Genomic DNA, 24,957 nt, shown 5'->3' with positions numbered 1-24,957 from the left:
ATGAGCACCACCACACCATCCCCATCCACGGAAGAACCCGAGGGGCCGGCGACCGAGACCACCCCGGTCGCCCGGCCGGCCCGGCTCATCCAGAACGAGGCGACCACCGAGATCCCCGTTCATCTGCTGTTCCGCGACGACCCCGAGACCGGGGCCGTCCCGCTCAGCCCCGCCGTCGTCGGACGCCGCCAGGGCACCGGCGAGCAGCCCCGCTTCCGGCGCCCGGGCCGGCCCGCGCCGCGCCCCGCCCCCCAGGTCGACCCCGAGCTGGTCGAACGCCCGGCGCGGGTGCTGCCGGGCTCGGCCGGGGTGCTCGCCGGTACCTGCGGGGTGGCCGGCTGCGTGGCCACCTCCTGGTGGGCGGGCGCGCTGCCGACGCTCGCGGTGGAGGCGCTGCGGCTGCCGGAGTACGCGGGCGCCGGCCTCGGTCCGGTGCAGTGGGCGGCGTACGCGGGCGCGGGTGCCCTCGGTCTCTTCGGGTTCGGCGGGCTGGCCCGCGGGCGGACCGGGCGGGCCTGGGTGCTCGGGCTGTTCGGCCGCTACCGGGGCACGGTCCGGCGCACCGGGCTGATGTGGGTCAACCCCCTGCTGCTGCGCCGCCGGGTCGACGTACGGCTGCGGCACTGGCGCAGTGAGCCGATGCCGGCCGCGGACGGCAACGGGGTCGCGCTGCGGGTGGTCGTGCTCGTGGTGTGGCGGGTGCGGGACACCGCGCGGGCCACGCTGGGCGTCGAGGACCACGAGAGCTATCTGCGCGAGTGCGTGGAGGCGGCGCTGGCGCGGGTGCCGGTGGAGCTGCCGGGTTCGGCGCGGGCGTCCGTCGACGCGGCCACCGAGGCGCTGACCCGGCTGGTCGCGACGGACGCGGCGCCGGTGGGTCTTGAGGTGTTCTCGGTGCAGCCGGTGCGGGTGGAGTACGCCCCCGAGGTCGCCGCCGCGATGCACCGCCGCCGGATCGCCGCGCTGGACGCCCAGCACCGGGCGAGCGTGCTGACGTCGGTCGTGGACTCGGTGGAGGACACGGTGACCCGGCTGACCATGCGCGGTCTGGTGGAGCTGGACGACTACGAACGCAAGGCACTGGTCAAGGACTTGACGGTGGCGTTCTGCGCGGGGCGGGGGGAGCAGGGGGCGTGACGGGCGTCTGAGCCGACCCGTCGAACAGGTCCGCCGATTGGTATGGACATGTTCAAGCGGCGGCAATAATCTGGGACTTGGTCTAGACCTGCACGCCTCACTGAACCGCCTCACTGAACTTCCCCACGTTCTCCAGGGAGCGGCAGCATGCGTAAAAAGACCAAGTGGTACGCCGCCGTGCTGGGCCTCAGCACGGCCGGAGCCCTCGTGCTCTCCTCCGGCGGCGCCAGCGGCCACGGCTACACCGACCTCCCCATCAGCAGGCAGAAGCTCTGCCAGAACGGCACCGTGACGAACTGCGGCGACATCCAGTGGGAGCCGCAGAGCGTCGAGGGCCCCAAGGGCTTCCCCGGCTCCGGACCGGCCGACGGACAGCTGTGCAACGGCGGCGTGAGCCGCTTCAGCCAGCTCAGCTCGCCCACCAAGCCGTCGGGCGGCGCCTGGCCGACGACGAAGGTGACGGGCGGGCAGAGCTACACGTTCCGCTGGCAGTTCACCGCCATGCACGCCACCACCGACTTCAAGTACTACGTCACCAAGCCGGGCTGGAACCAGAACCACAACCTGGCCCGCTCCGACCTCAACCTCACCCCGTTCCTGACCGTCCCCTACAACGGTCAGCGCCCGCCGTCCACCCTCTCCCACAGCGGCACCCTGCCGTCCGGGCTGAGCGGTCACCACGTGATCCTCGCGGTGTGGACGATCGCCGACACCGGCAACGCGTTCTACGCCTGCTCGGACGTCACGTTCTGATTCTCTGAGCCTTGCTTGAGCCGGGCCGGCTCTCCCCCGGGGTAGGTTCCCTCCACGTCGTCATGACCATGTCGGCGCTGAGGAGCAGTATCCGACCTCGGGGGAAGCACCATGGAGCTCTTCTTCTACCTCGTACCCAGCATCATCCTGGCGCTGGTCCTGTTCCTCGCGTACCGCCTGCTGCGCCGCGCGATACAGCTGCGCCGGGCGTGGAACAGCGGGCTGACGGCCGAGGCGCGCTGTCTGCGGGTGTACACGACGACCCACGGCGGCGGTGGCGACACGTCGGTGAGTACGACGCTGCACCACGTCTACGAGTTCACCGCCCGCGACGGCCGTGCCGTCCGCTTCGAGGAGGAGGACGGCCCGGGGACGGTCCTGGAGGGCGACTTCGTCACCGTGTACTACGCCGAGGGCGCCACCGTCATCGCCACGGCCAAGGCCCCGCGCCGGACCGCGCTCGCCGCGTCCATGATCGGTGTGCTGGCGTTCCTGGGGGTGGTCGCGGGCTTCTGCATCGCCTTCATGATCACGTTCAACCAGATGTCGGACGAGTTCGGCTTCGGCTTCGGCGACGACGGGGGCGACACGACCAACACGGTCGTCGTCGACGGCGTGACGATGACCCCGTGACGACCCTCCCCATCTGAGGACCCGTCAGCTACCGTGCGCGGCCATGGAGTCCAAGGCGTGCACGGTCGCGGAGCTCGTCGCGGCGCGGTGGGGAGACCATCGGCCCGGCCTGTGGTTCGAGGAGCGGACGCTCACCCATCACGAGGTGGCGGCGGGCGCGGCGGCCCGGGCGGCGCTGCTGGCCGACCTGCTCCCGTCCGGTGGCGCGCACATCGGCGTGCTGCTCGACAACACCCCTGAATATCCGCTGTGGTTGAGCGCGGCGGCCCTCGCCCGTACCGCCGTCGCCGGCATCAACCCCACCCGCCGCGGCCCCGAACTGGCCCGGGACATCCTGCACACCGAGTGCCGCCTCCTGATCACGGACCGGACGTACGAACCGCTCCTGACGGGCCTCGAACTCCCTGGCGTACGCGTGCTGTTGACCGACTCCGAGGAGTACGAGGCCCTGCTCGCCCCGTACGCGGGCGCCCGCCCCGACCCCTCCCGGGCCGGCCCGCGCGACCGCCTCCTCCTCTACTTCACCTCGGGCTCGACGGGCGCCCCGAAGGCCGCGATCTGCTCCCAGGGCCGCCTGGCGGCGGCGGGGCGTTCACTCGCGGACCAGTTCGGTGTCGGCGCGGACGACGTGCACTACGTCTGCATGCCGATGTTCCACGGCAACGCGGTGATCGCCGACTGGGCGCCCGCGCTCGCGGCGGGGGCGGGGGTCGCGCTGCGGCGGCGGTTCTCGGCGTCGGGGTTCCTGGGGGACGTACGGCGGTACGGGGCGACGTACTTCACGTACGTGGGCCGGGCCGTGCAGTACGTCCTGGCGACCGAGGAGCGCGAGGACGACCGGGACAACCCGCTCCGGACGGGCTTCGGCACGGAGGCGGGGGCGGTGGACGCGGCGGCCTTCGAACGGCGGTTCGGGGTGCGGCTGGTGGAGGGGTACGGGTCGTCGGAGGGCGGGGCGGCGGTGCAGTGGTCGCCGGGGACGCCGGCCGGGGCGGTGGGGCGGGCGGGGCCGGGGCTCGTCGTCCTCGACCCGGAGACGCGGGCCGAGTGCCCGGCGGCGGAGTTCGACGCGGCGGGGCGGCTGCTGAACGGGGACGAGGCGATAGGGGAGCTGGTCAACCGGGCCCCGAACCCCTTCGAGGGCTACTGGCGCAACACGGAGGCTGAGCAGGAGCGGCGGCGGAACGGCTGGTACTGGACCGGCGACCTGTTCTGTCGGGACGCCGACGGTTTCCTGTACTTCGCGGGCCGGGCGGACGACCGCATCCGGGTGGACGGGGAGAACCTGGCCGCCGCGATGATCGAGAACATCCTCGCGCGCTACGAGGGGGCCGGCGCCGTCGCCGTGTACGCGGTGCCGGACCCGGTGACCGGGGACCAGGTGATGGCGGCGCTGGCGGGAAGCTTCGAGGCGTCGGGCTTCACGGCCTTCCTGTCCGCCCAGCCCGACCTGGGCACGAAGATGGCACCCCGTTTCGTACGGGTGGTGGACCGGATGCCGGTGACGGCCACGAACAAGATCCACCGAGCCCTGCTGAGACGGGAGGGCGTCCACTGCGAGGACCCGGTGTGGTGGCGCCCACCGGGCGAGCCGACGTACCGCCGACTGACCCGAGACGACCTGCACAACATCGAAGGGCCCCTCGCTCCCACGAGAGGCCCTTCAAGAGTGCGCCGCCAGGGACTCGAACCCCGGACCCGCTGATTAAGAGTCAGCTGCTCTAACCAACTGAGCTAGCGGCGCATGACTCTCGCCCTCCGCCTTCGGCGGCTGGCGACAGAGAAAATACTACCTGGTCCAGAGGGGTGCTTCTGACCACCGGTGGGTAGGGGGCTCAGATGGCCAGGCTGAGCAGGACCGGGGCCGCGTTGCGGTTCAGGGCGTCCGCCGCCTGACGGAGCCGGTGGGCGTGCTCGACCGGGAGCGAGAGGGCCAGGCAGCCCACCGACGATCCGGCGGTGATGGGGACGGCCGCGCAGACCGTGCCCACCGCGTACTCCTGGAGGTCGAGGTGGGGGACGGTGGGCGGCTGGGACTCCAGACGGGACAGCAGGAGCCTGTCGCTGGTGATGGTCCGGGAGGTGAGGCGGGCCATCTTGTGCCGGGAGAGATGGTCACGCCGGCTGTTGTGGTCGAGCTGGCCCAGCAGGCTCTTGCCGATCGCCGTGGCGTGCGCCGAGTAGCGGAAGTCCACCCACTCGTTCACCACCGGCATCGTCGGCCCGTCGGCGTACTGGGCGATCCGCACCTCTCCGTCCACGTACCGGCTCAGGTACACGGCCGCGCCGACCGAGTCGCGCAGCCGGTCCAGCGTCCGCTGGAGCGTCTCGCGCAGCGCCTGGTCACGGTCATGGGCGGAGCCGAGGCGGGTCAGGGCGTCGCCCGTGACATACGCGCCGTCGGCGACCTGCTCGACGTACCCCTCGCGGCGCAGCATACGAAGGAGGGTGGTCAGCCGCTCCGGGTCGATGCTGGTGTGCCGGGAGAGCTGGGCGTCGGTGATTCCGGTGGTGTGCCGCGCCACCGCCTCCAGGACGCGCAGCGCGTCCTGGGCGGAGTGGTACGGCGCGGTCGGCTCGTGCTTCAGCGCCACGGTGGTTCCCCCTGCGCTCGCTAAGTCGCTCTACAGTTGGGCCGTAATCCGGACAGCGATCCCTACCACGATAACGGGCAAGAGGCTTGAAGTGAGGGCCTGTTGACGAGATTCCATCCCTCTCAGCAGGGGCGCTGACCCACTGGCATATGCCAAAGTCAAGACCCAGCGCCCCTACCTCGTGCATCGACGCCTTCACAAGGTGTAGTTGACCTTTGGTCAGAGAACCGCGCTCAGGAATTCCCGGGTACGGTCCTGCTCCGGCTCGCTGAAGATCTTCTCCGGCGCCCCGGCCTCGATGATCCGTCCCGAGTCGAACATCAGGACCTGGTCCGAGATGTCCCGGGCGAAGTTCATCTCGTGCGTCACACAGAGCATCGTGATGTCGGTGCTGCGGGCGATGTCCCGCAGCACGTCGAGGACGCCCGCGACCAGCTCCGGGTCCAGCGCGGAGGTCACCTCGTCGAGCAGCAGCACCTGCGGCCGCATCGCCAGCGCCCGCGCGATCGCGACCCGCTGCTGCTGCCCACCGGACAGCTGCGCCGGGTAGGCGTCGCACTTGTCGGCCAGCCCCACCAGGTCGAGCAGCTCGCGGGCGCGCTCCTCCGCCTCGTCCTTGGGCAGGCCGAGCACCGTGACCGGGGCCTCGGTGATGTTTCTCAGCACCGGCATGTTCGGGAACAGGTTGAACTGCTGGAAGACCATGCCGATCTTCTTGCGGACCTCGCGGACCTCCTTGTCGGAGGCCGGGAAGAGGCGCTGTCCGTCGACGGTGATGGTGCCCTCGTCCGGCTTGGTCAGGGTCATCAGCAGCCGCAGGATCGTGGTCTTGCCCGATCCGGACGGCCCGATGAGCGTGACGTGCTTGCCGGCCTCGACGGAGAAGTCGAGGTGGTCGAGGACGGTGTTGTCGCCGAACCGCTTGGTGACCTGGTCGAGCCGGATCAGCTCGCCGGTACCGCGCTGGTCGAGGGGGCTGTTCTCGGGCTGTATGTCAGTGGACAAGACGTCGCTCCAGGGCTCGCATGAGGAGGGAGGCCAGATAGGAGATGAGGATGAAGGCCACGCCGATCACGGTCAGGGGCTCGGTGAACTGGAAGTGCTCCTGGGAGAAGAGCCGCGCCTGCCCGAGCATGTCGAGGACGGTGATCGCCATCAGCAGCGGCGTGTCCTTGAGCATCGCGATCACGTAGTTGCCGAGCGCGGGGACCACCCGGCGGATCGCCTGCGGCAGGATCACCACCCGCCAGGTCCGGGCGACCGGCAGGTTCAGCGCCGTCGCGGCCTCCCACTGACCGGCGGGCACCGCCTCGATGCCGGCCCGGTAGACCTGCATGGTGTACGTCGAGTAGTGCAGGCCGATCGCGAAGACGCCGGTGGTCAGCGCGGAGAACGTGAAGCCCCACTCGGGCAGCACGTAGAAGAGGAAGAACAGCTGCACCAGCAGCGGCGTGTTCCGCACGAACTCGGTGACCGCGCCCACCGGCCAGGTCACCCACCGGGTCGGCGCCCGCATCAGCAGCGCCCACACCAGGCCGAGCACGAAGGAGATCACCGAGCCGAGGGCCAGCGCCTGAAGGGTGACCAGCAGACCGTCCCAGAACTGCGGCATGAAGTCGCCGACCGCTCCCCAGTCCCACTTCATCCGAGAACACCTCCCGAGGACGAGGCGCCGACGCCGGTCGTCTCGGCGCGCTTGAGCTCCTGCTGCGGGGACGACCCACGCGACGGAGCCTTGCCGACGCCCGCCTTCAGCCTCTTCTCCAGACCGCGCATCACCCGGGTGAGGGCGAAGGCGATCACGAAGTAGATGACCAGCAGATACGTGTAGATCTCGGCGCTCTCCTGGAGCGCCAGCCGTACCAGGTTGCCGCTGAACGCCAGGTCACCCATGCCCATGATCGACACCAGGGCGGTGCCCTTGAGCAGCTCGATCAGCAGGTTGGAGAACGGCGGGATCATCTCCGGCACCGCCTGCGGCAGCAGGATCAGCCTCAGCCGCTGCCAGGGCGTGAAGCTGAGCGCGATCCCGCCCTCCTGCTGCGCCGGATCGACCGCGGTGAGGGCCCCGCGCACGATCTCCGAGCCGTAGGCGCCGTACGTCAGCCCGAGCGCCAGCGTGCCCGCCCACAGCGGGACCAGCTGCCAGCCGAACGCGGGCGGCAGCACGAAGAACACCCAGAAGATCATGACGAGGGCCGAGGTCCCGCGGAACACCTCGGTGTAGAAGCCCGCGAGGAAGCGCACGATCCACAGCCGGTGGGTGCGCGCGATGCCGACCACGAAGGAGACGGCACCCGCCAGCAGCGCGCTCAGGAAGAGCAGTTGGAGGGTGACCCACACGCCCTTGAGGACCAGCTCCCAGAGTCCTGAAGTCATCCGCCGCAGAGCTCCTTCGCCGTGAGGTCCGTCATCTCGGCTTCCGTGAACCCGAAGGGCTTGAGGATGCGGAACAGCTCCCCGCTCTTCTTGAGCTTGCGCAACTCGACGTTGAACGCGTCCCGCAGCCTGGTCTCGGTGGGCCGGAAGGCGAACGCGCCGCCGTCCACATGCGGTTTGCCGTCCACGAGCGGCGCGAAGGCCTTGGTGGCCTCGGCCTTGGCCGACTTCTTCACCACCTCACGGGTGGTGAGCGCCGTACCGGCGAACACGTCGGCCCGGCCCGCCTCCACGGCGTTCAGCCCGGCGACCTGGTCCGGCACGATCAGGATGTCGCTCTCCTTGTACCCCGCGTCCACGGCGTACTGGATCTCCGCGTACCCGGTCCCGGTGGCGAACTTGGCCTTCTTCTCGACGACGTCCTGGTAGGTGTGCAGCCCCTTGGGGTTGCCCTTGCGGACGATGAACGAGTCGAGCATCTGGTAGTCCGGGTCGGCGAAGATGACCTGCTCACAGCGCTCGGGGTTGACGTACATCCCGGCGGCGACGACGTCGAACTGCTGGGAGTTGAGACCCGGGATGAGCGAGCCGAACTCGGTCGGCACCGGCTGGACCCGGTCCACCCCCAGCCGTTTGAAGATCGCCTTGGCCAGCTCGGGCGCCTCGCCGGTCAGCTCGCCGTTCTTGTCGATGTAGCCGAACGGGATCTCACCGGCGATACCGAGCCGTACCACCCCCGCCGCCCGCATCCGATCCAGCAGATCACCGCCGGCCGTCGTCGAGGCCGTGGCCACCCGCGTGCAGCCGGCGGCCCCCAGCGCACCGAGCGCCGCCACCCCCGCGAGCAGCGATCGGCGGGTGGTTCCGGGTGTGTGTTTCTCGTTCCCTGTTGGTGGAGCCATGGCGGCGCGGCTACCCGACCGCATGCGATGTATGCACCATGGAGTGCATGGCTGACCGTTACATAGAAGTCTCGCTGGTCAAGCGGGGAATCAGCGTCACGGCAAAGCTGCTGGACGACCGCGCGCCTCTGACCTGCGCGGCTGTCTGGGAAGCGCTCCCGCTCGCCGGTGACGTCTACCACGCGAAGTACGCCCGCAACGAGATCTACGCCCTCTTCCCACCCTTCGCCTCCACGGAACCTCCCCTGGAGAACCCCACCGTCACCCCCATTCCCGGCGACCTCTGCTACTTCTCCTTCGCCGGCACCGAGCTGGGCACCAAGTCCTACGGCTACGACCGCGAGGTCCGCGCCGGGACCACGGTCGTCGACCTGGCCCTGTTCTACGAACGCAACAACCTGCTGCTCAACGGCGATGTGGGCTGGGTGCCCGGCATCGTGTGGGGGCAGGTGGTGGACGGGCTGGAGACGCTGGCCGAGGGCTGCAACGACCTGTGGCGGTCGGGAGCGCTGGGGGAGACCCTCAGTTTCCGGCGGGCGTGAACCCGTCCAGGGCGTGCGCCGCCCGCAGCACCAGATCGTCCCGGTGCCGGGCGGCCACGATCTGGAGTCCCACCGGCAGCCCGTCGCCGTCCACCCCCACCGGGACGGACGCGGCCGGCTGCTGGGTCAGGTTGAACGGGTAGGTGAACGGCGTCCACCCCGTCCACCGCCGATACGCCGAGCCCTTCGGCACCTCGGCGCCCGCCTCGAACGCCGTGACCGGCAGGGTGGGCGTCACCAGCAGGTCGTACGACTCGTGGAAGCGGCCCATCCGGCGGCCGAGGTCCATGCGGACATCGACGGCGGCGAGATAGTCCAGCGCGCTGTACCGCGCCCCGAGCCCGCAGATCTCCCGCAGCCCGGGATCGAGCAACTCCCGCTCGCGCGGCCCGAACTGCTGGGTCACCCGGGCCGCCCCGCTGAACCACAGGGTGTGGAAGGCGTCCACCGGGTCGGCGAAGTCGGGGTCGGCCTCCTCGACATAGGCACCGAGCCGCGCCAACTCCTCGACACCGCGCCGGACCGCCGCCGCGACGCCCGGCTGCACCCGGACCTGCCCGCCGAAGGAGGGGGAGTAGGCGATGCGCAGACCACGGACGCCCCCGTGGAGAACGTCCCGGTAGGACACGGCACTTGGCCCCTGCGCCGACCAGTCCCGGGCGTCCGGTGCCCCGATGACGTCCAGCATCAGCGCCGCGTCCGCCGCGTCGCGGGTCATCGGCCCGACATGGGCGAGGGTGCCGAACGCGCTCGCCGGGTACAGCGGCACCCTGCCGTACGTCGGTTTCAGCGCGAAGATCCCGCAGAACGCGGCCGGGATACGGACGCTGCCGCCTCCGTCCGTGCCGAGGGCGAGCGGGCCCGCGCCGAGGGCCACGGCCGCCGCGGCGCCGCCGCTGGAGCCGCCCGCGGTGCGGGTGGGGTCGTGCGGGTTGCGGGTGACGCCGGACAGCGGCGAGTCCGTGACGCCCTTCCAGCCGAACTCCGGGGTCGTGGTCTTGCCGAGGAACACGGCACCCTGCTCCCGGAGCCGGGCGACGGACGGCGCGTCCTCGTCCCAACCACCCTGCTCCGACAGCGCCTTCGACCCCTTCAGGGTCGGCGACCCGCGCATCAGCAGGATGTCCTTCACCGTGACCGGGACCCCGTCCACCAGCCCGGCGGGCGCACCGCGCCGCCAGCGGTCCGCCGACTCCCGCGCCCGCGCGAGCGCCTCCTCGGCGGTCAGCCGCACGAACGCGTTGACCTCCGGCTGGATCTCCTCGGCCCGCTCCAGCGCCGCCCGGGTCACCTCCACGGGGCTGAACTCGCCCTTGCGGTACCCCTCGACGAGCTCCACGGCGCCGAGTGCGGTGAGGTCCCTCATGCACACCCCCAGGTCAGTGTCCGGGTACGTACCCACGCTTCTTGTCGACCACGTTCAGCAGCGGCTTGCCCGTCTCCCACCGCTCGTACAACTCCAGGAACTGTGCCCCGAGTTCGTCCCGCCAGCCCACCGTGTCGCCGCTCATGTGCGGGGACACGATCAGATCGGGCACCTGCCACAACGGGCTGTCGGGGCCCAGGGGTTCGTGCTCGAAGACGTCCAGCGCCGCGCCCGCGATCCACCGGCGGCTGAGCGCCTCGGCCAGCGCGTCCTCGACGACCAGGCCGCCCCGCCCGATGTTGATGAACCGGGCCGAGGGCTGCATCACCCCGAACCGCCGGGCGTCGAACATGCCGTACGTCTGCTCGGTCAGCGGGGCCGCCGCGATGATCCAGTCGGCGCGGGCGATCAGCCGGTCGAGATCGTCGGGGCCGTGGATGCCGGTGCGCGGGGTGCGGCCGACCAGCGCGGTCGTCACCTCAAGTGCCTTGAGCGTGCGGGCGATCGTCCGCCCGATGGGCCCGGAGCCGACGATCACGGCCCGCGTCCCGGAGACCCGGCGGGACTCCCGGTGCCGCCAGGTGCGCTCCCGTTGCAGGTCCAGGGTCCTCGGCAGATCCTTCGCCATCGCCAGGACGAGGGCCGCGACGTACTCGGCGATCGGCTGGTCGAAGATCCCGCGCGCGTTGGTCACCACCGTGTCGGACGCGGCGAGTTCGGGGCACATCAGATGGTCCACCCCCGCACTCGCCGTGTGCACCCAGCGCGGCCGCGGACCCTCGCCGGGCCAGGCGTGCCGTACCGCGTGCGAGGTGAAGTCCCACACCAGCAGCACGTCGGCGGACGGCAGCCGCTCGGCCAGCGTCGACGCGTCCGCGTGCAGGACGCGGGCGCGACCGGTGAGGCGGCCGAGGCGGGGGAGGGGATCGGCGTCCAGGACGAGGAGGGTGGGGGAGGTCATGCGAAGCCGTTCCTCCACGGGCGTCTGACATGCGCGGATTGACCACGCTCGCACCCGAACCTACCTTCGTCAACACGGGCGCGCGCACGGTCCGTTGTCCCCCCGTCTCTCACCGTGAGGCCGGTGCCTGCCATGGACCTCTCTTTTCTCGGCGGACCGCGCCCCCAGCGCGGGGTCGGCGTCGTGGCACCCTTCGACTTCGCCCTGGACCGCGAGCTGTGGCGCTGGGTCCCGGACGACATCTCGCTCCATCTGACCCGGACGCCGTACGTGCCCGTCGAGGTCAGCCTCGACCTGGCCCGTCTCGTCAGCGAGCACGAGACCCTGCACGACGCCGTCCGCACCCTGCACGCCATCACCCCCGAGGTCGTCGCCTACGCCTGCACCTCCGGCAGCTTCGTCGGCGGCATCGCGGGCGAACGCGCCATGTGCGAGGCGATGACGAGGGCGGGCGCGGTCCCGTCCCTCACCACCTCCGGGGCCCTCCTCGAAGCCCTGACCGAGCTGGGCGTGCGGCGGCTGGCCCTGGTGACGCCGTACACCGTCTCGGTCACCCGCTCCCTGGAGGAGTACGTCGCGGAGGCGGGCGTCACCGTCACCGGCTGCGCCTTCATGGGCCTGACCAGGCACATCTGGAAGGTGCCGTACCGCGAGGTGGTCGCCATGGCGCACAAGGCGGTCCGCCGGGACGCCGACGCCCTGTTCATCAGCTGCACCAACCTCCCGACGTACGACGTCATCCCGCAACTGGAGGCCGAACTGCGGCTGCCGGTGATCTCGGCCAACCAGGTGACGATGTGGGCGGCGCTGCGCCGGCTGGGTACCCGGGCCATGGGGCCCTATCAGGCGCTGATCGATCCGGCGGCGCGTCCGGGCCCCCTGCGACCGGTACTGCCCGACGAAGAACAGCAGCAGGAAGGCTGGACATGACCGCACTCGGACTCCTCTACCCGGGCCACTCCGCCGAGGACGACTATCCACGCATCGAGCAGCTCCTGGGCAGCGACATCCGGGTCGACGTGGTGCACACCGACATCGGCGAGGACGCCCACCGTGAGGACGCCCTGCTGGAGATGGGCTCGCCCGAACGCCTCGCGGCCGGCGTCGAGGAACTGCGCATGGGCGGCGCCGAGTCCGTGGTGTGGGCCTGCACCAGCGGCAGCTTCGTCCACGGCTGGGAGGGCGCCCAGGACCAGGTCCGCACCCTGGCCCGGGCGGCAGGCCTGCCGGCCTCCTCGACGTCCTTCGCCTTCGTGCACGCGGCCCAGGAGATCAAGGCGGGCCGGGTCGCGGTCGGGGCGACGTACCCGGACGACGTGGCCGCGATGTTCGCGGACTTCCTGCGGGCCGGCGGCCTGGAGGTGACCGGGGTCAAGGGGGCCGGGATCATCACGGCGGCCGAGGTCGGCACCTGGGGCGAGGCGGAGGTCTTCGCCCTGGCGCGGCAGGCCGACACCCCGGACGCGGACGCCCTCCTCCTCCCCGACACGGCCCTGCACACGGTCGCCCACCTCCCCGCCCTGGAGAAGGAACTGGGCAAGCCGGTCCTCACCGCCAACCAGGTCACGGTCTGGGAAGGCCTCCGCCTGGCAGACCGCCGCGTGAACGCCCCGAGGCTGGGAGCACTGTTCACGAAGGAGCCGATTGTGCAGGTGTGAGAAATGTGAGGCCGACGCCCTCGGTATTTCCTTCGGTGGATACGTGAATTCCGCCGTCCAGAATGCCGGGGGCGCGCCATAATTGCGCTCTGCATCGGCATCGGGGGATGCGTCGGGGGATGCAGCAGGGAAAGTAACGGGGGATGTACATGTCGTCATTCACGCCGCCGCCACCTGCGCGGCCACCGGCACCACCGAGGCGGCAGGGCGATGCGGGGGCGGCCCACAAATGGCAGGCGATCGCGGCGCTGATCAGTGCCGGGGTGGGTGCGCTCACCTTCGCGGTCGGCTTCATCGGGCTCCCCGCGGCAGGTGTCACCTCGCCCGTGGCGGTCCGTGAAACCGTCACCGCGACGGTGAGCGTCACGACCACCGCGACGCCGCAGGGAAATCCCGGGGGTGGCTCCGGTGATCGGCCGTCACCGCAGTCCGAATCGGAGCCGGAAGTGCAGTGGTCGGGCCCGCTGCTTTCGCAGAACCAGGGATTCGATCTCGATCTTGTGCCACCCGCGGTGGGCGACGACGACATCGATCCCTGGGGTTTTGACGGGCAGAAAGTGAATCTCATCTACAACAACTACGCGCTTGTTCCCGAGGGGGAGGAACCCGGTTTCAGCGAGTGCAAGCTGCTCGCGACCACGAAACCCCAGTCGTCGCTCTCGGTGGGCGAAGGGCGGAGCGTCTGCCTCTTCACCGACGGCGGGCGCGTGGCGCTCGTCAGGGTGGACTCGCTCGATCCCGACAGCGAGATCACGAACCTGACCGTCAAGGTGTGGGACAAGGCGTCTTCCGCATGATCTGGCGCAGGGAATAACCGGAGAGCGCCTCCTGTTAGTGCCGGACGGACAGCGCACGGCCCACAACAGGAGGCACCCCCGTGGCGGCAGACGAGACCCGAGGCATCGCACAGGGCACCGCCCCCGTCCCCCTCTCCGTACTGGACCTGGTCACGGTGGGCGCCGGGTACACCGCCACCGAGGCGCTGCGTACCAGCGTCGAGCTCGCCAAGCTGACGGAGTCGCGCGGGTTCCACCGGTACTGGGTCGCCGAGCACCACTCCATGCCCGGCGTGGCCTCGTCGTCCCCCGCCGTGATCCTGGCCCACCTCGCCGCCCACACCGAGCGCATCCGCCTCGGCTCGGGCGGCGTCATGCTGCCCAACCACGCCCCGCTGGTCATCGCGGAGCAGTTCGGCACGCTGGAGGCGCTGGCCCCGGGGCGGGTCGACCTCGGCCTCGGCCGCGCGCCCGGCACCGACGGTGCCACCGCCGCCGCCCTGCGCCGCACCCAGACCCTCCACGAGGGTGCCGACGACTTCCCCGAGCAGCTCGCCGAGCTGACCCGCTTCCTCGACGACGACTTCCCCGACGGCCACCCCTACCGCCGTATCCACGCGGTCCCCGGCCCGATCCAGGCGACGTCCCCCGGCGGCGTCCAGTCCCCGCACCGCCCGCCGATCTGGCTGCTCGGCTCCTCCGGCTTCAGCGCCCGCCTCGCCGCCGAGCTCGGCCTGCCCTTCGCCTTCGCCCACCACTTCTCGGCCCAGAACACCATCCCGGCCCTGGACCTCTACCGCGAGGCCTTCCGCCCGAGCGAGATCCTCGCCGAGCCCTACGCCCTCATCGGCGTCTCCGCCCTCGCCACCGACGACGAGAAGGAGGCCCGCCGCCAGGTGCTCGCCGCGAGCCTCAACATGATCCGGCTGCGCACCGGCCGCCCCGGCCTCGTCCCCACCCCCGAGGAGGCGGAGGCCTACGACTTCAGCCCCGTGGAACGCGACTTCGCCACGTCCTGGAACGCCAACGTCGTCCACGGCACCGCCGACGAGGTCCGCGCGGGCCTCGACGACCTCCAGAAGCGCACCGGCGCCGACGAGTTGATGATCACGTCCCACGCACACAGCGGAGCGCTGCGGCTGCGCTCGTACGAACTGATCGCCGACGCCTACGGCCTGCCCGCGGCCTGACCCGCCATCAGCTCGGAGATACGATCCGGCGACACCGGCCGTGAGTACAGCCACCCCTGGCCGGTGTCGCACCCGATCCGCCGCAGGCGGGAAGCCTGCGCGGACGTCTCCACGCACTCCGCGGTGACCGTCAGCCCCAGCCGGTGGGCGAGCTGGATCATCGCCTCGACGACGACCTCGTCGGCCGGGTTGGGCGGGGCGCCGGTCCCCTCGTACTGGAAGCCCCGGACGAAGGACCCGTCCAGCTTCAGGACCGCGACCGGCAGCCGGCTGAGGTAGGCGAGGTTGGAGTAGCCGGTGCCGAAGTCGTCGATGGCGATGTGGACGCCCATGTCGCTGAGCGCCTGGAGCGCCTGGAGCGGGCGGCCCGCCGAGCCCATCACCGCGGACTCCGTGAGCTCCAGTTGCAGCAACCCCGGCGCCAGTTCCGTCTCCGCGAGGATCTCCGCCACGTCGGCGACCAGGTCGGAGTCCCACACCTGGCGGACCGCGACATTCACACTGACGAAGATCGGCGGCTCGCCCGGGTGGTCGAGCTGCCACCGCCGGGCCTGGCGGCAGGCGGTCGCCAGCACCCAGCGCCCCAGCGGCACGATCGAGCCGTCCTCCTCGGCCAGTGCGATGAACCGATTCGGCGTCAGCATCCCGAACTGCGGGTGGTTCCAGCGCACCAGCGCCTCCACACCCCGCAGCCGCCCGTCCTCCATGCCGACCAGCGGCTGGTACTCCAGCGTGAACTCGCCGCGCTCGATGGCCGGCCGGAGGGTGGAGGCGAGGGCCTGGCGGGTCATGCGGTGGGCGTTGCGCTCCGGGTCGAACAGCGTCCAGCGGGACTTGCCGTCGGCCTTCGCCCAGTAGAGCGTCGTGTCGGCGGCCTGCACGAGGGCCGTGGGAGTGGTGCCGGCCGCGTGGCGCTCGACGACGCCGATCGACGCGGAGACGGACAACCGGTGCCCGGCGATGTCGAAGGGGCTCTGCACCGCCTTGAGCACGGCCTCGGCGAGATCGGCGAGTTGGTCGGTGCCGGTGGAGTCCTCGACGAGCAGCGCGAACTCGTCGCCGCCGAGTCTGGCCACCAGCGGCGTGCTGCCCCGGGTGAGGCCCGCCTCGTCCGCGCACCGCGTCAGCCGCTCCGCGACGGCGGCCAGCAGCCGGTCGCCGACCCGGTGGCCGAGCGTGTCGTTGACGGCCTTGAAGCCGTCGAGGTCCAGATAGCACAGGCCGATCCGGCCGGTGCCGCCCTGCTCGTACGCCTCCGCCTCCAGCGCGGCCGACAGCCGTTCGAAGAACAGCGTGCGGTTGGGCAGCCGGGTCACCGGGTCGTGCATCTGCAAGTGCCGCAGCCGGGCCTGGAGTTCACGCTGGGAGCTGACGTCGGCGACCGACAGCAGCACCCCGGGTTCACCCGTGCCGAGCGGCGCGACGGTGACCTGCGTCCACAGGTACTGGCCGTCGGGGTTCTTCAGCCGCCGGGTGCAGCGCAGCCGGGCCTGCCGGCCGCGCAGCACCTCCTGGTAGGCGTGCCAGGTACGGGCGTCGGAGGCCAGGTCCACCAGATCGGCGGCGATCCGCCCGGCGAGCGCCTCGGGCGCGCAGCCGAGGAGGTCGCCGAGGGTGTGGTTGGCGCTGACGACCACACCCTCGCGGTCGACGACGGCCATGGCGAGCGGCGCGGCCACGAAGGCCGACCGGTACGCCTGGGAATCGGTACGAGAAGACGTGTTGTAGTCACTGTCTGTGACGGCCGCCCGGTCGAGGTCTGTCGCGGGCGCCGGCCCTTCGGAGGTTCCGCTCACCGTTCGCTCCCGCAGTGCACTCGATCTCTGTCCGTGCAGGAAAGTGTGCCGATCATAGAGGCTGGCCCCCACCCCTTCCAGCCACTGCCCAGTGTCCCGGAACAACGGGCCCTTCTGACAGATCGTTTCTGCCCGCACCTGGACGGCTTGTTGAGGCGCCCGACCAGGTGTGACGTTCCGTGAGCGATTCGGGGTGTCGATTCTGACGGTTCTTCGGCTGACTCACTCTTCTGGTGCAGACAAACAGGGCGTAGTACGACAATCTCACACAGGCTGGGTGCGGTGTCCCGTGAACCGCATCCGGAGGTCCCCGTGCCGCGCCCCTTCCCGCGCCCCCGACTGCGCAGCACCGCGGCCGTGTTCACCACGATGTCGGCGCTCGCCGCCACCTCCCTCATCACCGGCCCGTCGGCCGCCGAGCCGTTCTCCGCGGCCGCCTGCGCGCTCACCCGCACCGAGGCGCACCACTCCGAGGGCGTCGACACCTGGAACACCGCCTATCCGCGGCCCACCCGCACGCTGGACGCGGTGATGGTGTTCCTGTCCTTCCCGGACGCGACCCCGCGCACCACCCCCGACCAGCTTGCCGCCGACCACTTCCCCGCGACCAGCCGCTACTTCGAACAGGCCTCCTACGGCAGGTTCACACTGCGCCCGCATCCGCTGCGGAACTGGATCCGGATGCCGCGGCCGTCGACTTCGTACGTCATAGAGCGTGACTGGAACGAGTCGCATCGCGCCGACTATCTGCGCGACGCGCTGGCCGCGGCGGACGGGCAGGTGGACTTCTCCCGCTACGACGTCGTCTACTTCGTCGCCGATCCGGACGCGCCCGGGGTGGACTCGGACGCCACGAAGGTCGTCAACCTCGACACCCCGCTGCGGGCCGACGGCACGGACATCCGGCGGGTCGTCACGGTGTTCGAGCAGCACCCGCCGGACCGCCTCGTCCTGGCCCACGAGACCGGCCACGTCTTCGACCTCCCGGACCTGTACCACCGCCCCGTCGACGGCAAGGGCGACTGGGACACGTACGTCGGCGACTGGGACCTGATGGGCAGCCAGTTCGGGCTGGCCCCCGACCTGTTCGGCTGGCACAAGTGGAAGCTGGGGTGGCTGGAGTCGCGACAGGTGGCGTGCGTGGGCAAGCCGACGCGGCTGACGCTGGAACCGCTGGGGGCGGGGCCGGGGGCGCCGGTCGTGGGCCGCTCGGCCTTCGGCCTGGGGCGCGGCACCAAGCTGGCGGTGGTCCGCACCGGCCCCGAGACCGCCCTCGCCTTCGAGGCCCGCGGCCCGGCCGGCAACGACGCCGGGACCTGCAAGGAAGGAGTCCTGGTCTACCGGGTACGCGCCGGCGCCGCGTCCGGCGGCGGCCCGATCCAGGTCATCGACGCCCACCCGCACACCGAGGCCTGCTGGGAGGCCTCGGTCTACCCACCCCTCGCGGACGCCCCGGTAGCCCTGGGCGAGAGCTTCACGGTGCCGGGGGACGGTGTACGGGTGAAGGTGGAGGGCCGTACGGTCTCCGGGGCGTGGACGGTGAAGATCACGCCCGGGTGACCTGTCGGCCTACGGCCACCGCACGCCGGGGAAAGGGGGTGCGGGTGGCGGAGCCCCCGCGACGCGCGGCGCGGCCGCGCAGAAACAACGATGGCGAGGCCGATTCGCGCTTTCCGCGAACATGCCTCGCCATCGACAACGTGCGCCGCCAGGGACTCGAACCCCGGACCCGCTGATTAAGAGTCAGCTGCTCTAACCAACTGAGCTAGCGGCGCCTGCTGACGTCGTAGACCTTAGCATCCTGATCGGCGGGAGGAAAAATCGATATCCGCACGGCCGCGCGGGCCGCCCGTACGGCCGCCCAGAGCAGGATCTCGGGGCCCGGCAACCAGGGGTGACGGGTGTCCGGGGCGACCAGCCAGCGGCTGTCGAACGGGGTCGGCGTGGTGCGGGTCGGCAGGGGCGCGGGGAGCGTCACCGCGTCGCCGTTGCCGTGGCACAGCAGTGGCGGGATCGCGCCCGTGCGGCCGCACTCCTCCCACTGCAACAGCGACGGCAGCCGGTACGCGGTGCCCGGCGCCGCGAACAGCAGCATCCGGCCCCGGAACATCGCCACCGGCCCCGAGCCCGGCCCGTCGCCCCATAACCGGTCGAGCATCCGGCGCCCGAAGATGGCGGGCGCGCTCACGACGTCGAACGAGGCGCCGCACGGCAGCACCACCGGGGCGTCCGGGCGCTCCCGCCAGAGGGCGAGCGTGCTTCGCGGATACGTTCCTGCCGAGGCGAGCCAGGCCGCACCGTCCGCAGTGACCCCGCAGACGTCGGAACGGTCGGAGAACGGCTCGATGCGTGTGTCGCTCATGCATCCAGATGTACCGGGCGTGAGCGTTCCGTCTCTGAGGGTTGCCGGAAATCGGGACAGGAGGGGGTGGGAAGGGGTATCTTGCCCGCCTGGCATATGCCAGAACGAGTCCGGTGCGGCACGGCGGCTACGCCGGACCGGGGAGCCCCTCGCCCTCGGCGCCCTCGGCGGTCCCGCGCATCAGGTCCCGCCCGAACTCGACCATCTTCTTGGCATAGTCCTCGGTCCACTCGGCCCGCTCCGCGATGTCCGCCGGCGTCAGCCGGTCGAAACGGCGCGGGTCGGCCAGCTGGGCCGCGGCGATCGCCTGGAACTCCACGGCACGGTCCGTCGCCGCACGGAAGGCATGCGTCAGCTCCGTCGCCCGGGCGAGCAGCGCCCTGGGGTCGTCGATGGACTCCAGGTCGAAGAAGTGCTCCGGGTCGGCGGCCGCCTGCGCGGGCTCGAAGAGCAGGGGCGCGGGGCGTAGCCGCGGTTCGTTCCGACGCGGCGTGGGCTCCGCCATGTCTTCTCCTCCTCGTACGTCGCTGATGCCCCCTCCGTAGGGGAAGCGGGCCATCGTCCATTGTCGCGCGCCCGCGCAAGGGCCCCGTAAGGGTCAGGGCTCGAAGCCCACCCGGTGCTCCGCCAGATGCGCCAGCACCGCATGGTTCGCCTCCCACCCGTCCGGGCTGCATTCATCGGCCGCCTCCGGCGGCGTGCCGGGCTCCGCCCGGCGGGTGGGCGACGGTGCGTGCGGAGTGGGCTGGGAGGCGTGGGTCATGGCTGCCAGACCACCCGGTGCTCCGCCAGATGCGCCAGCACCGCATGGTTCGCCTCCCACCCGTCCGGGAACTTCACCAGCGTCCCCAGCTGTACCGGCTCCGTCGACGGATAGTCGTCCAGGAGGTCGCCCACGCCCGCCCGGCAGACCACGATGCACGCGTGCCGGTGGCGGGAGGCCAGGACGCAGAGGCGGCCGGTCTCCAGGTGGAACGCCGTGGCGTCGGGGCGGCCGGACAGGGGGTGCAGGACGACCGTGACGTCGTACTCGCGGCCCTGGAGGCGGTTCGCCGTGTCGACGGTGACGTCCGTGACGCCCAGCTCGGTGAGGGCCGCGCGGATCGCCGCCGCCTGGTCGCGGTGGGCCGTGCCGACGGCGATGCGGTCGGCGGTGAGCGGGGACGGGTCCGGGGAGCGTTCCGAGGTCGCCGCGCCGCCCCGGTCCAGCAGGCGTCGGACGACCGTCGCCACCGCCCGCACCGCCTCCGGGTCGGTGCGCGGGGTGTGCCGGGCGGGCAGCTCCAGCAGGCCCCAGCCGGACTCCGCCGCCTCGTCGATGACCCGGTCCGGGCCCGAGCCGTCCGAGGGGATCGCGAAGGACAGGGCGCGGTCGCCGTGGTCGGTGCCGCTGCGGAACGGGGTGTACGGGTAGAAGGCGGCCGAGACCAGGGGCGCGGCCGAGGCCGGGAGCCGCCAGGACACCGGGAGGCGGTGCTGGGGGAGCTCCGGGTTGTGCGCGAGGAGGGTCGTGACCGCGGATGCCGAGGGGTCGTACGACAGACCCGCCCACTGCTCGCTGCCCACGATCGCGAACGGGTCCAGCTGGCCGGGGTCGCCCACGAACAGCGCCCGCCGGAACAGGCCCGCGACGGCGAGCAGGGAGTCCGAGCGCATCTGGTACGCCTCGTCGACGATCGCGTGCTCCCACGGCTCGTCGACCTTGACGTGCGCCCACTTGGCGGCCGTGGAGATCGTGATCGGCAGCCCGGTCAGCTCGGCCGCCTTCGCCGACTTGCGTACGTTCGGCAGCTCGTCCAGCGCCTTGTCGTACGCGTCCGTGTCGCTGCTGTGCAGGCGGCCGACCGGGAGGTCCGGGTTCTTCTCGGCGAGCCGCAGCACCAGGTCGTCGACCTGGGCGTTCGTCTGTGCCACCACCATCAGCGGGCGGCCCGCGTCGGCCAGTTCGAGGGCCGCGCGGACGACCAGCGTGGACTTGCCGGCGCCGGGCGGGGAGTCGACGACGACCCCGCGCGCCTCGCCGTGCAGCGTGTCGCGGAGGATCGCGTCGGTGGCCGCGGCGGCCACCCTGCCGGGGTCGAAGAGCTCGGAGACGGTGGTCACAGGACGTCCTCCGCGGTCAGCGGGTCGGCGGCTTCATGGGGGGCCTCACCGGGCGGCCCGCCGTGCGTCCACGGGGTGTTCTCCGGGTCGGGGAGTTTCGCGCCGCCCCGCTGCTCGTGCTCGAAGAGCGTGAAACAGAGCCGGTCGCCCTTCTCGGGGACCGACCCCGGCTCGGGTTCCTTGCCGCGGCCCATCTTGTCGAGGATGCGCAGGACGACGCCGTCGTCGTCGTGGCCGACGAACTCGGCCGACTGTGGCTTCCCGCCCAGCGAGCGGTACACCTTCACGCGCTCCCCGAGATGCGGCCGGTCGTCCGTGCGCAGCGTGACGAGCGGGCGCGGGCTGGGGCGCTTGCCCTCGCTGTACGTCATGACGACATCCGTGACCTCGCCCGCGAACGCCTCCCCGGACAGCCGCCGCCCCGCCATCACCAGCGGGTCGTCGAGGGCCTCCTGCGCCTCCAGCCGGGCCTGCTCGCGCTCGCGCGTGGCGAGCTTGTTGGCGGCGGTCACCGCGTCGTCGCGGCGCGGCTGCGGGGGCTCGCCCGCGGTGATCCGGTCGCGGTGGGACGTGAACGACCACCGGTCGCGGGTCCAGCGCTCCGCCACGCGCGCGCCCTCGGGCAGCTCCCGCAGCAGGTCCAGGCCGCGCCACACCGCGTCCCAGGTGGGACGGGTCCGGCTCTCGACGAGGTCCCTGATCGCGCGCTCGGCGGCGGTGAGTTCACCGAGCCGGTCGTCCGCCTCCAGACCGTCCTCGGCGGCGGCCAGGGCCGTACGCGCGCGGTCGTAGCGCTCGATGGCGGGGGCGAGCAGCTTGTTGTCGAACGCCGGGTCGGTGGCCGGACCGGCCGGCGGGTGCAGCAGCTGGCCCTTGGCGTCCCGGGCGAGCTCGGCCGCGCGGGCCGCCTCGGCGCCGGTCAGGCCCTCCGGGGGGTCGATCCAGGCCAGTAGCGCGCCCAGGTGCTGGTCCTCCAGGGTGGACTGGCCGGTCGCCCAGTGCCGGGACAGCAGCTCGGTCGCGGCGAGCAGCAGGGCGGAGCCGGGAACGCGGGCCCGCTCGCCGAAGTGGGTCAGCCACCGGCCCAGCAACGGCACGCGCGGGGGCGCCGGGTGCGGGGCCTCCGGGTCCTGCTCGGCCGTACGGCGAAAGCGCATGGAGCGCCCCAGCAGCCGTACGAAGTCGATGCCCGCGCGGCTCGGCACGATCAGCTGCGGGGCGTCCGCGCACAGCTCGACCTCGACCTTGACCCGCTTGCCGGTCTCCGGATCGGTCTCGTTGCGCTCGGCGGCCTCCACGGCCTCGGCGTAGGCGTCCACGTACGGCAGGACGACGTCCGCCAGCTCCGCGAGGAACTGGAACCGGAGGTCACGGTCGCGCGGCTGCGGTACGACGAGCAGGCGCGGGGCGTCCCGGTCGGTGCCGACGAGCGCGCCGAGCGGGGCACCGGCCTCACCGGCGGTGGTGAGCGGGACGAAGACCAAGGGGTGGTCGGCGAGGTGCCGGTGCCGGACGGTCGCGGCCGGCTGGGCGCGGCCGGTGCTGACGGCTTCCAGGCGGGCGAGGGTGGAGATCAGCGACATGCGGCGGCTCCCAGTGCCTCCGCGCGGAGGGCGGCGGCCCGGCGCAGGGCGGCGACGGTCGGATCGGCCGGGTCGCCGGCCTCCCCGCGGGCGGCCGCCAGGACGTCCGGCACCGTGGTCAGGGCGCCCAGTTCGGCCCGCACGGACCGGCCCAGGGATGTCACCACGCCCGCCGCGCGGGAGCGGTCGCGGCAGTGGAAGGCCAGCTCGCAGGCGGACAGGCACTCGGGCGCGTAGGTCGCCGGGACCGACTCGACGGCGGCCGTCAGCTCCTCGGCGGGCCGCGCGGGATCGAAGCAGGTGCCCTCGGGGAGGGTGTCGGCGATGTCCTGGATGCGGGTGAGGCGGGCCAGCTGGCGGGCGGTGACCGCCCGCTGCTTGCGGACGTCGACGGCGGAGGCGGTGGGCAGGTTGGAGAAGTCCTTGGGGCAGACGAGGAGGACCTGGTGGCACACCTCGGGGGCGGGGGCGTCCGCCACGGTGATGTGGGCGGCGACCTCCTCCAGCGCCAGCACGTAGACCGCCGCCTGGCGGGCCGCGGCGCCCACCTTCGCCGGGTCCGCGGAGCCGTCCAGCATCGGGAAGGACTTGATCTCCACGACCGTCCAGCCGCCGTCCGGATGCACCACCACCGCGTCCGGCTCCAGGAAGGCGGGGGAGCCCGCCACGTCGAGGGCGAGCATCGGGTGATCGAGCAGCGTCCACGCGCCGTACGCCTCGGCCGCCTCGCGCAGGGCCAGCGCGGTACGGGCGGTGCGGCCCTCGGGGCCGATCGCGGTGAGGTCGGGCACGCGCGCGTCGGTGGGGGGCTCGGCGTGACGGTCCAGCTTCTCGTGCACCAGCCGCAGCAGCTCGGCGCCGCCGTCGGCCTTCACCTTCGCCTCGAAGGCGTTGCCCCGGGTGAGCGCGAACTGCGACTGCCCGAACGCCGACGGGGAGCCCAGGGCACTCGCCAGCGTCGCCTTGTTCACCCCCGCGCCGTCCAGGATCGCGCGCCTTCTGCATCCCGGGTTGGCGGCGAGGGCGGCCAGGGCGCGGGCATCCAGCGCCTTGGCCGGTACGTCGGGGCCGCGCAGCTCAGCGAGCTGCTGCCGGAGCGCCGTCCCCCGCGTCCGTGGGGGCGGCACTCGGCTCGGGTCCCGCTCCGATCCGTGACTCGCGCTGCCGTGGAATTCGCTCACCCGCGGAAGTCTGGCATCCGTCACTGACAATTGAGGCCTGTGCGGCCCCAGTGCCCGCGGTGGCAGGCGTGAGAACCGTCGCCACACGCCCCTTCACCCCGTCCGCGGCCCGCAGCACGAGCGGCGCCAGCAGCAGCCCGACACCCATGACGGCGGCGCCCGCGACGGCGTCCAGGAAGTAGTGGTTGGCGGTGCCCATGACCACGATCATGGTGATCAGCGGGTAGGCGACACCGGCGGCCTTGGTGATACGCGTCCCGCCGTACCGCCACAGCATGACCCCGCACCACAGCGCCCAGCCCACGTGCAGGCTCGGCATGGCCGCGTACTGGTTCGTCATGCCGCCCATGCCACGGGGCGCGCTCGCCTCGCCGCCCCACCAGCCGTACGAGCTGTACTGGGCCATGGTGTCGACGAAGCCGTGGCCCGGGGAGAGGAGGCGGGGCGGGCAGGTGGGCAGCAGGGTGAAGCCGATCAGACCGATGAACGTGGACGTCATCAGCCAGGTGCGGGCGGCGCGGTAGCGCACGGCGTGCGACCGGAACAGCCAGATCAGGATCGCCGGGGTGACCAGGTAGTGCAGCGACGCGTACCAGAAGTCGGCCGGGACGCCCAGCCAGGCCTCGCGGGTGAACAGCCGGTTGAGCGGGTGCTCGGCGTTGAGGTGGAGGAACTTCTCCACGCGCAGGATCGCCAGGCCGTGGTCCACGGCGTGCGTGACGTCACCTCGGGCCAGGAGCCGGCCCGCGGAGTAGCAGGCGTACACCAGGAGGATCAGCGGCAGCTCGGTCCACCAGCGCAGCCGGGTACTCGGGGCCGTCTCGCTGCCCGGTGTCTCGGCGTGCGGCATCCGATCGCCTCCCCCTTCTCGTTGCGGCGTCCGGTTGCCCGGTCTTACCACTTTACGGTGTATGTGTTCGACCTCGCGCGCGGGCCCCCGGCTCTCTAGGACGCAGAGATCGACCGACGGGTTGCCCCCGGACAGGGTGCGCGATGATGGGTGCGGCCCGCCCGGTTTTTTCCTCGAAAGGTCCTTCATCT

The 24,957-nt window shown here is 71.8% G+C and carries 25 protein-coding genes and 2 tRNA genes; 10 read left to right on the top strand and 17 right to left on the bottom strand.

Going from position 1 to position 24,957, the window contains the following annotated elements; genetic code table 11:
* The 4 genes from EJC51_RS19470 (at position 1) to EJC51_RS19455 (ending at position 4,228) form a co-directional block, all read left to right on the top strand.
* Positions 1-1,137: an SPFH domain-containing protein gene (locus tag EJC51_RS19470; protein WP_126272258.1), complete on the top strand. Its 1,137-nt coding sequence runs from the start codon at positions 1-3 to the stop codon at positions 1,135-1,137.
* Positions 1,138-1,284: 147 nt separating this feature from the next.
* On the top strand, positions 1,285-1,890 hold the full coding sequence (locus EJC51_RS19465; protein WP_126272257.1) for a lytic polysaccharide monooxygenase auxiliary activity family 9 protein: 606 nt from the start codon (positions 1,285-1,287) through the stop codon (positions 1,888-1,890).
* 111 nt (positions 1,891-2,001) lie between these two features.
* Positions 2,002-2,523 (top strand): DUF3592 domain-containing protein, encoded by a 522-nt coding sequence (locus EJC51_RS19460; protein WP_244362739.1) that lies wholly within the window; start codon positions 2,002-2,004, stop codon positions 2,521-2,523.
* A 43-nt stretch (positions 2,524-2,566) separates the two neighbouring features.
* Complete coding sequence (locus tag EJC51_RS19455; protein WP_126272256.1) at positions 2,567-4,228, top strand: long-chain-fatty-acid--CoA ligase; 1,662 nt, start codon at positions 2,567-2,569, stop codon at positions 4,226-4,228.
* Here the strand turns inward: EJC51_RS19455 and EJC51_RS19450 are convergent.
* The 6 genes from EJC51_RS19450 to ehuB all read right to left on the bottom strand — a co-directional run bounded on the left by EJC51_RS19450 (position 4,194) and on the right by ehuB (position 8,398).
* A tRNA-Lys gene (locus EJC51_RS19450) sits at positions 4,194-4,267 on the bottom strand. The two genes, EJC51_RS19455 and EJC51_RS19450, sit on opposite strands and share 35 nt — an antisense overlap.
* A 91-nt stretch (positions 4,268-4,358) precedes the next feature.
* On the bottom strand, positions 4,359-5,117 hold the full coding sequence (locus EJC51_RS19445) for an IclR family transcriptional regulator (RefSeq protein WP_126272255.1): 759 nt from the start codon (positions 5,115-5,117) through the stop codon (positions 4,359-4,361).
* Between the two features lie 219 nt (positions 5,118-5,336).
* Positions 5,337-6,122, bottom strand: coding sequence for an ectoine/hydroxyectoine ABC transporter ATP-binding protein EhuA (gene ehuA, locus EJC51_RS19440; RefSeq protein WP_244362737.1), 786 nt, complete (start codon positions 6,120-6,122; stop codon positions 5,337-5,339).
* Positions 6,112-6,762: an ectoine/hydroxyectoine ABC transporter permease subunit EhuD gene (gene ehuD / locus EJC51_RS19435; protein WP_126272254.1), complete on the bottom strand. Its 651-nt coding sequence runs from the start codon at positions 6,760-6,762 to the stop codon at positions 6,112-6,114. Before ehuD ends, ehuA begins: the two co-directional genes overlap by 11 nt.
* Positions 6,759-7,496: an ectoine/hydroxyectoine ABC transporter permease subunit EhuC gene (gene ehuC / locus EJC51_RS19430; protein WP_126272253.1), complete on the bottom strand. Its 738-nt coding sequence runs from the start codon at positions 7,494-7,496 to the stop codon at positions 6,759-6,761. Before ehuC ends, ehuD begins: the two co-directional genes overlap by 4 nt.
* Complete coding sequence (ehuB, locus tag EJC51_RS19425; RefSeq protein WP_126272252.1) at positions 7,493-8,398, bottom strand: ectoine/hydroxyectoine ABC transporter substrate-binding protein EhuB; 906 nt, start codon at positions 8,396-8,398, stop codon at positions 7,493-7,495. The genes ehuC and ehuB overlap by 4 nt, the downstream gene beginning before the upstream one ends.
* A gap of 47 nt (positions 8,399-8,445) precedes the next feature.
* Between ehuB and EJC51_RS19420 the strand changes: the two genes are divergently transcribed.
* Entirely contained in the window at positions 8,446-8,940 is a 495-nt protein-coding gene (locus tag EJC51_RS19420; protein WP_165951158.1) for a DUF3830 family protein, read from the top strand.
* On the opposite strand, the gene EJC51_RS19415 is transcribed toward EJC51_RS19420, so the two are convergent.
* Both EJC51_RS19415 and EJC51_RS19410 read right to left on the bottom strand, forming a co-directional pair.
* Positions 8,921-10,306: an amidase gene (locus EJC51_RS19415; RefSeq protein ID WP_126272250.1), complete on the bottom strand. Its 1,386-nt coding sequence runs from the start codon at positions 10,304-10,306 to the stop codon at positions 8,921-8,923. The two genes, EJC51_RS19420 and EJC51_RS19415, sit on opposite strands and share 20 nt — an antisense overlap.
* Before the next feature lie 13 nt (positions 10,307-10,319).
* Positions 10,320-11,267: a D-2-hydroxyacid dehydrogenase gene (locus EJC51_RS19410; RefSeq protein ID WP_126272249.1), complete on the bottom strand. Its 948-nt coding sequence runs from the start codon at positions 11,265-11,267 to the stop codon at positions 10,320-10,322.
* Between the two features lie 132 nt (positions 11,268-11,399).
* Between EJC51_RS19410 and EJC51_RS19405 the strand changes: the two genes are divergently transcribed.
* The 4 genes from EJC51_RS19405 (at position 11,400) to EJC51_RS19390 (ending at position 14,891) form a co-directional block, all read left to right on the top strand.
* Positions 11,400-12,197 carry a maleate cis-trans isomerase family protein gene (locus EJC51_RS19405; RefSeq protein WP_126272248.1) on the top strand — a complete coding sequence of 266 codons (798 nt, stop codon included), beginning with the start codon at positions 11,400-11,402 and terminating at the stop codon, positions 12,195-12,197.
* On the top strand, positions 12,194-12,925 hold the full coding sequence (locus EJC51_RS19400; protein WP_126272247.1) for a maleate cis-trans isomerase family protein: 732 nt from the start codon (positions 12,194-12,196) through the stop codon (positions 12,923-12,925). Before EJC51_RS19405 ends, EJC51_RS19400 begins: the two co-directional genes overlap by 4 nt.
* A gap of 149 nt (positions 12,926-13,074) precedes the next feature.
* Entirely contained in the window at positions 13,075-13,722 is a 648-nt protein-coding gene (locus tag EJC51_RS19395; RefSeq protein WP_126272246.1) for a hypothetical protein, read from the top strand.
* A gap of 80 nt (positions 13,723-13,802) precedes the next feature.
* The gene (locus EJC51_RS19390) at positions 13,803-14,891 is read left to right on the top strand and encodes an LLM class flavin-dependent oxidoreductase (RefSeq protein ID WP_126272245.1); all 1,089 of its coding nucleotides are present in this window, start codon (positions 13,803-13,805) and stop codon (positions 14,889-14,891) included.
* Here the strand turns inward: EJC51_RS19390 and EJC51_RS19385 are convergent.
* Positions 14,870-16,687, bottom strand: coding sequence for a putative bifunctional diguanylate cyclase/phosphodiesterase (locus EJC51_RS19385; RefSeq protein WP_126272244.1), 1,818 nt, complete (start codon positions 16,685-16,687; stop codon positions 14,870-14,872). The two genes, EJC51_RS19390 and EJC51_RS19385, sit on opposite strands and share 22 nt — an antisense overlap.
* Before the next feature lie 282 nt (positions 16,688-16,969).
* Between EJC51_RS19385 and EJC51_RS19380 the strand changes: the two genes are divergently transcribed.
* Positions 16,970-18,247, top strand: a complete 1,278-nt coding sequence (locus EJC51_RS19380) for a M6 family metalloprotease domain-containing protein (RefSeq protein WP_244362735.1) — start codon at positions 16,970-16,972, stop codon at positions 18,245-18,247.
* Positions 18,248-18,388: 141 nt separating this feature from the next.
* Here EJC51_RS19380 and EJC51_RS19375 read toward each other — a convergent pair.
* The 8 genes from EJC51_RS19375 to EJC51_RS19345 all read right to left on the bottom strand — a co-directional run bounded on the left by EJC51_RS19375 (position 18,389) and on the right by EJC51_RS19345 (position 24,955).
* A tRNA-Lys gene (locus EJC51_RS19375) sits at positions 18,389-18,462 on the bottom strand.
* Positions 18,453-19,049 carry a bifunctional DNA primase/polymerase gene (locus EJC51_RS19370; protein WP_126272243.1) on the bottom strand — a complete coding sequence of 199 codons (597 nt, stop codon included), beginning with the start codon at positions 19,047-19,049 and terminating at the stop codon, positions 18,453-18,455. The genes EJC51_RS19375 and EJC51_RS19370 overlap by 10 nt, the downstream gene beginning before the upstream one ends.
* A gap of 127 nt (positions 19,050-19,176) precedes the next feature.
* Complete coding sequence (locus EJC51_RS19365; protein ID WP_097264523.1) at positions 19,177-19,554, bottom strand: hypothetical protein; 378 nt, start codon at positions 19,552-19,554, stop codon at positions 19,177-19,179.
* 93 nt (positions 19,555-19,647) lie between these two features.
* Complete coding sequence (locus tag EJC51_RS47770; RefSeq protein WP_165951157.1) at positions 19,648-19,812, bottom strand: hypothetical protein; 165 nt, start codon at positions 19,810-19,812, stop codon at positions 19,648-19,650.
* Positions 19,809-21,152, bottom strand: a complete 1,344-nt coding sequence (locus tag EJC51_RS19360) for an AAA domain-containing protein (protein WP_126272242.1) — start codon at positions 21,150-21,152, stop codon at positions 19,809-19,811. The genes EJC51_RS47770 and EJC51_RS19360 overlap by 4 nt, the downstream gene beginning before the upstream one ends.
* Positions 21,149-22,735 carry a hypothetical protein gene (locus tag EJC51_RS19355; RefSeq protein ID WP_126272241.1) on the bottom strand — a complete coding sequence of 529 codons (1,587 nt, stop codon included), beginning with the start codon at positions 22,733-22,735 and terminating at the stop codon, positions 21,149-21,151. Before EJC51_RS19355 ends, EJC51_RS19360 begins: the two co-directional genes overlap by 4 nt.
* Complete coding sequence (locus tag EJC51_RS19350; RefSeq protein ID WP_126277041.1) at positions 22,726-23,862, bottom strand: hypothetical protein; 1,137 nt, start codon at positions 23,860-23,862, stop codon at positions 22,726-22,728. Before EJC51_RS19350 ends, EJC51_RS19355 begins: the two co-directional genes overlap by 10 nt.
* Positions 23,813-24,955 (bottom strand): phosphatase PAP2 family protein, encoded by a 1,143-nt coding sequence (locus EJC51_RS19345; RefSeq protein WP_425276798.1) that lies wholly within the window; start codon positions 24,953-24,955, stop codon positions 23,813-23,815. The genes EJC51_RS19350 and EJC51_RS19345 overlap by 50 nt, the downstream gene beginning before the upstream one ends.
* Between the last annotated feature and the right edge of the window lie 2 nt (positions 24,956-24,957).

This window comes from Streptomyces aquilus (assembly GCF_003955715.1).
Classification (GTDB): Bacteria; Actinomycetota; Actinomycetes; order Streptomycetales; family Streptomycetaceae; genus Streptomyces; species Streptomyces aquilus.
Note: the sequence above shows the minus strand (reverse complement) of the source record. Positions and strands in the feature narration are given on the sequence as shown.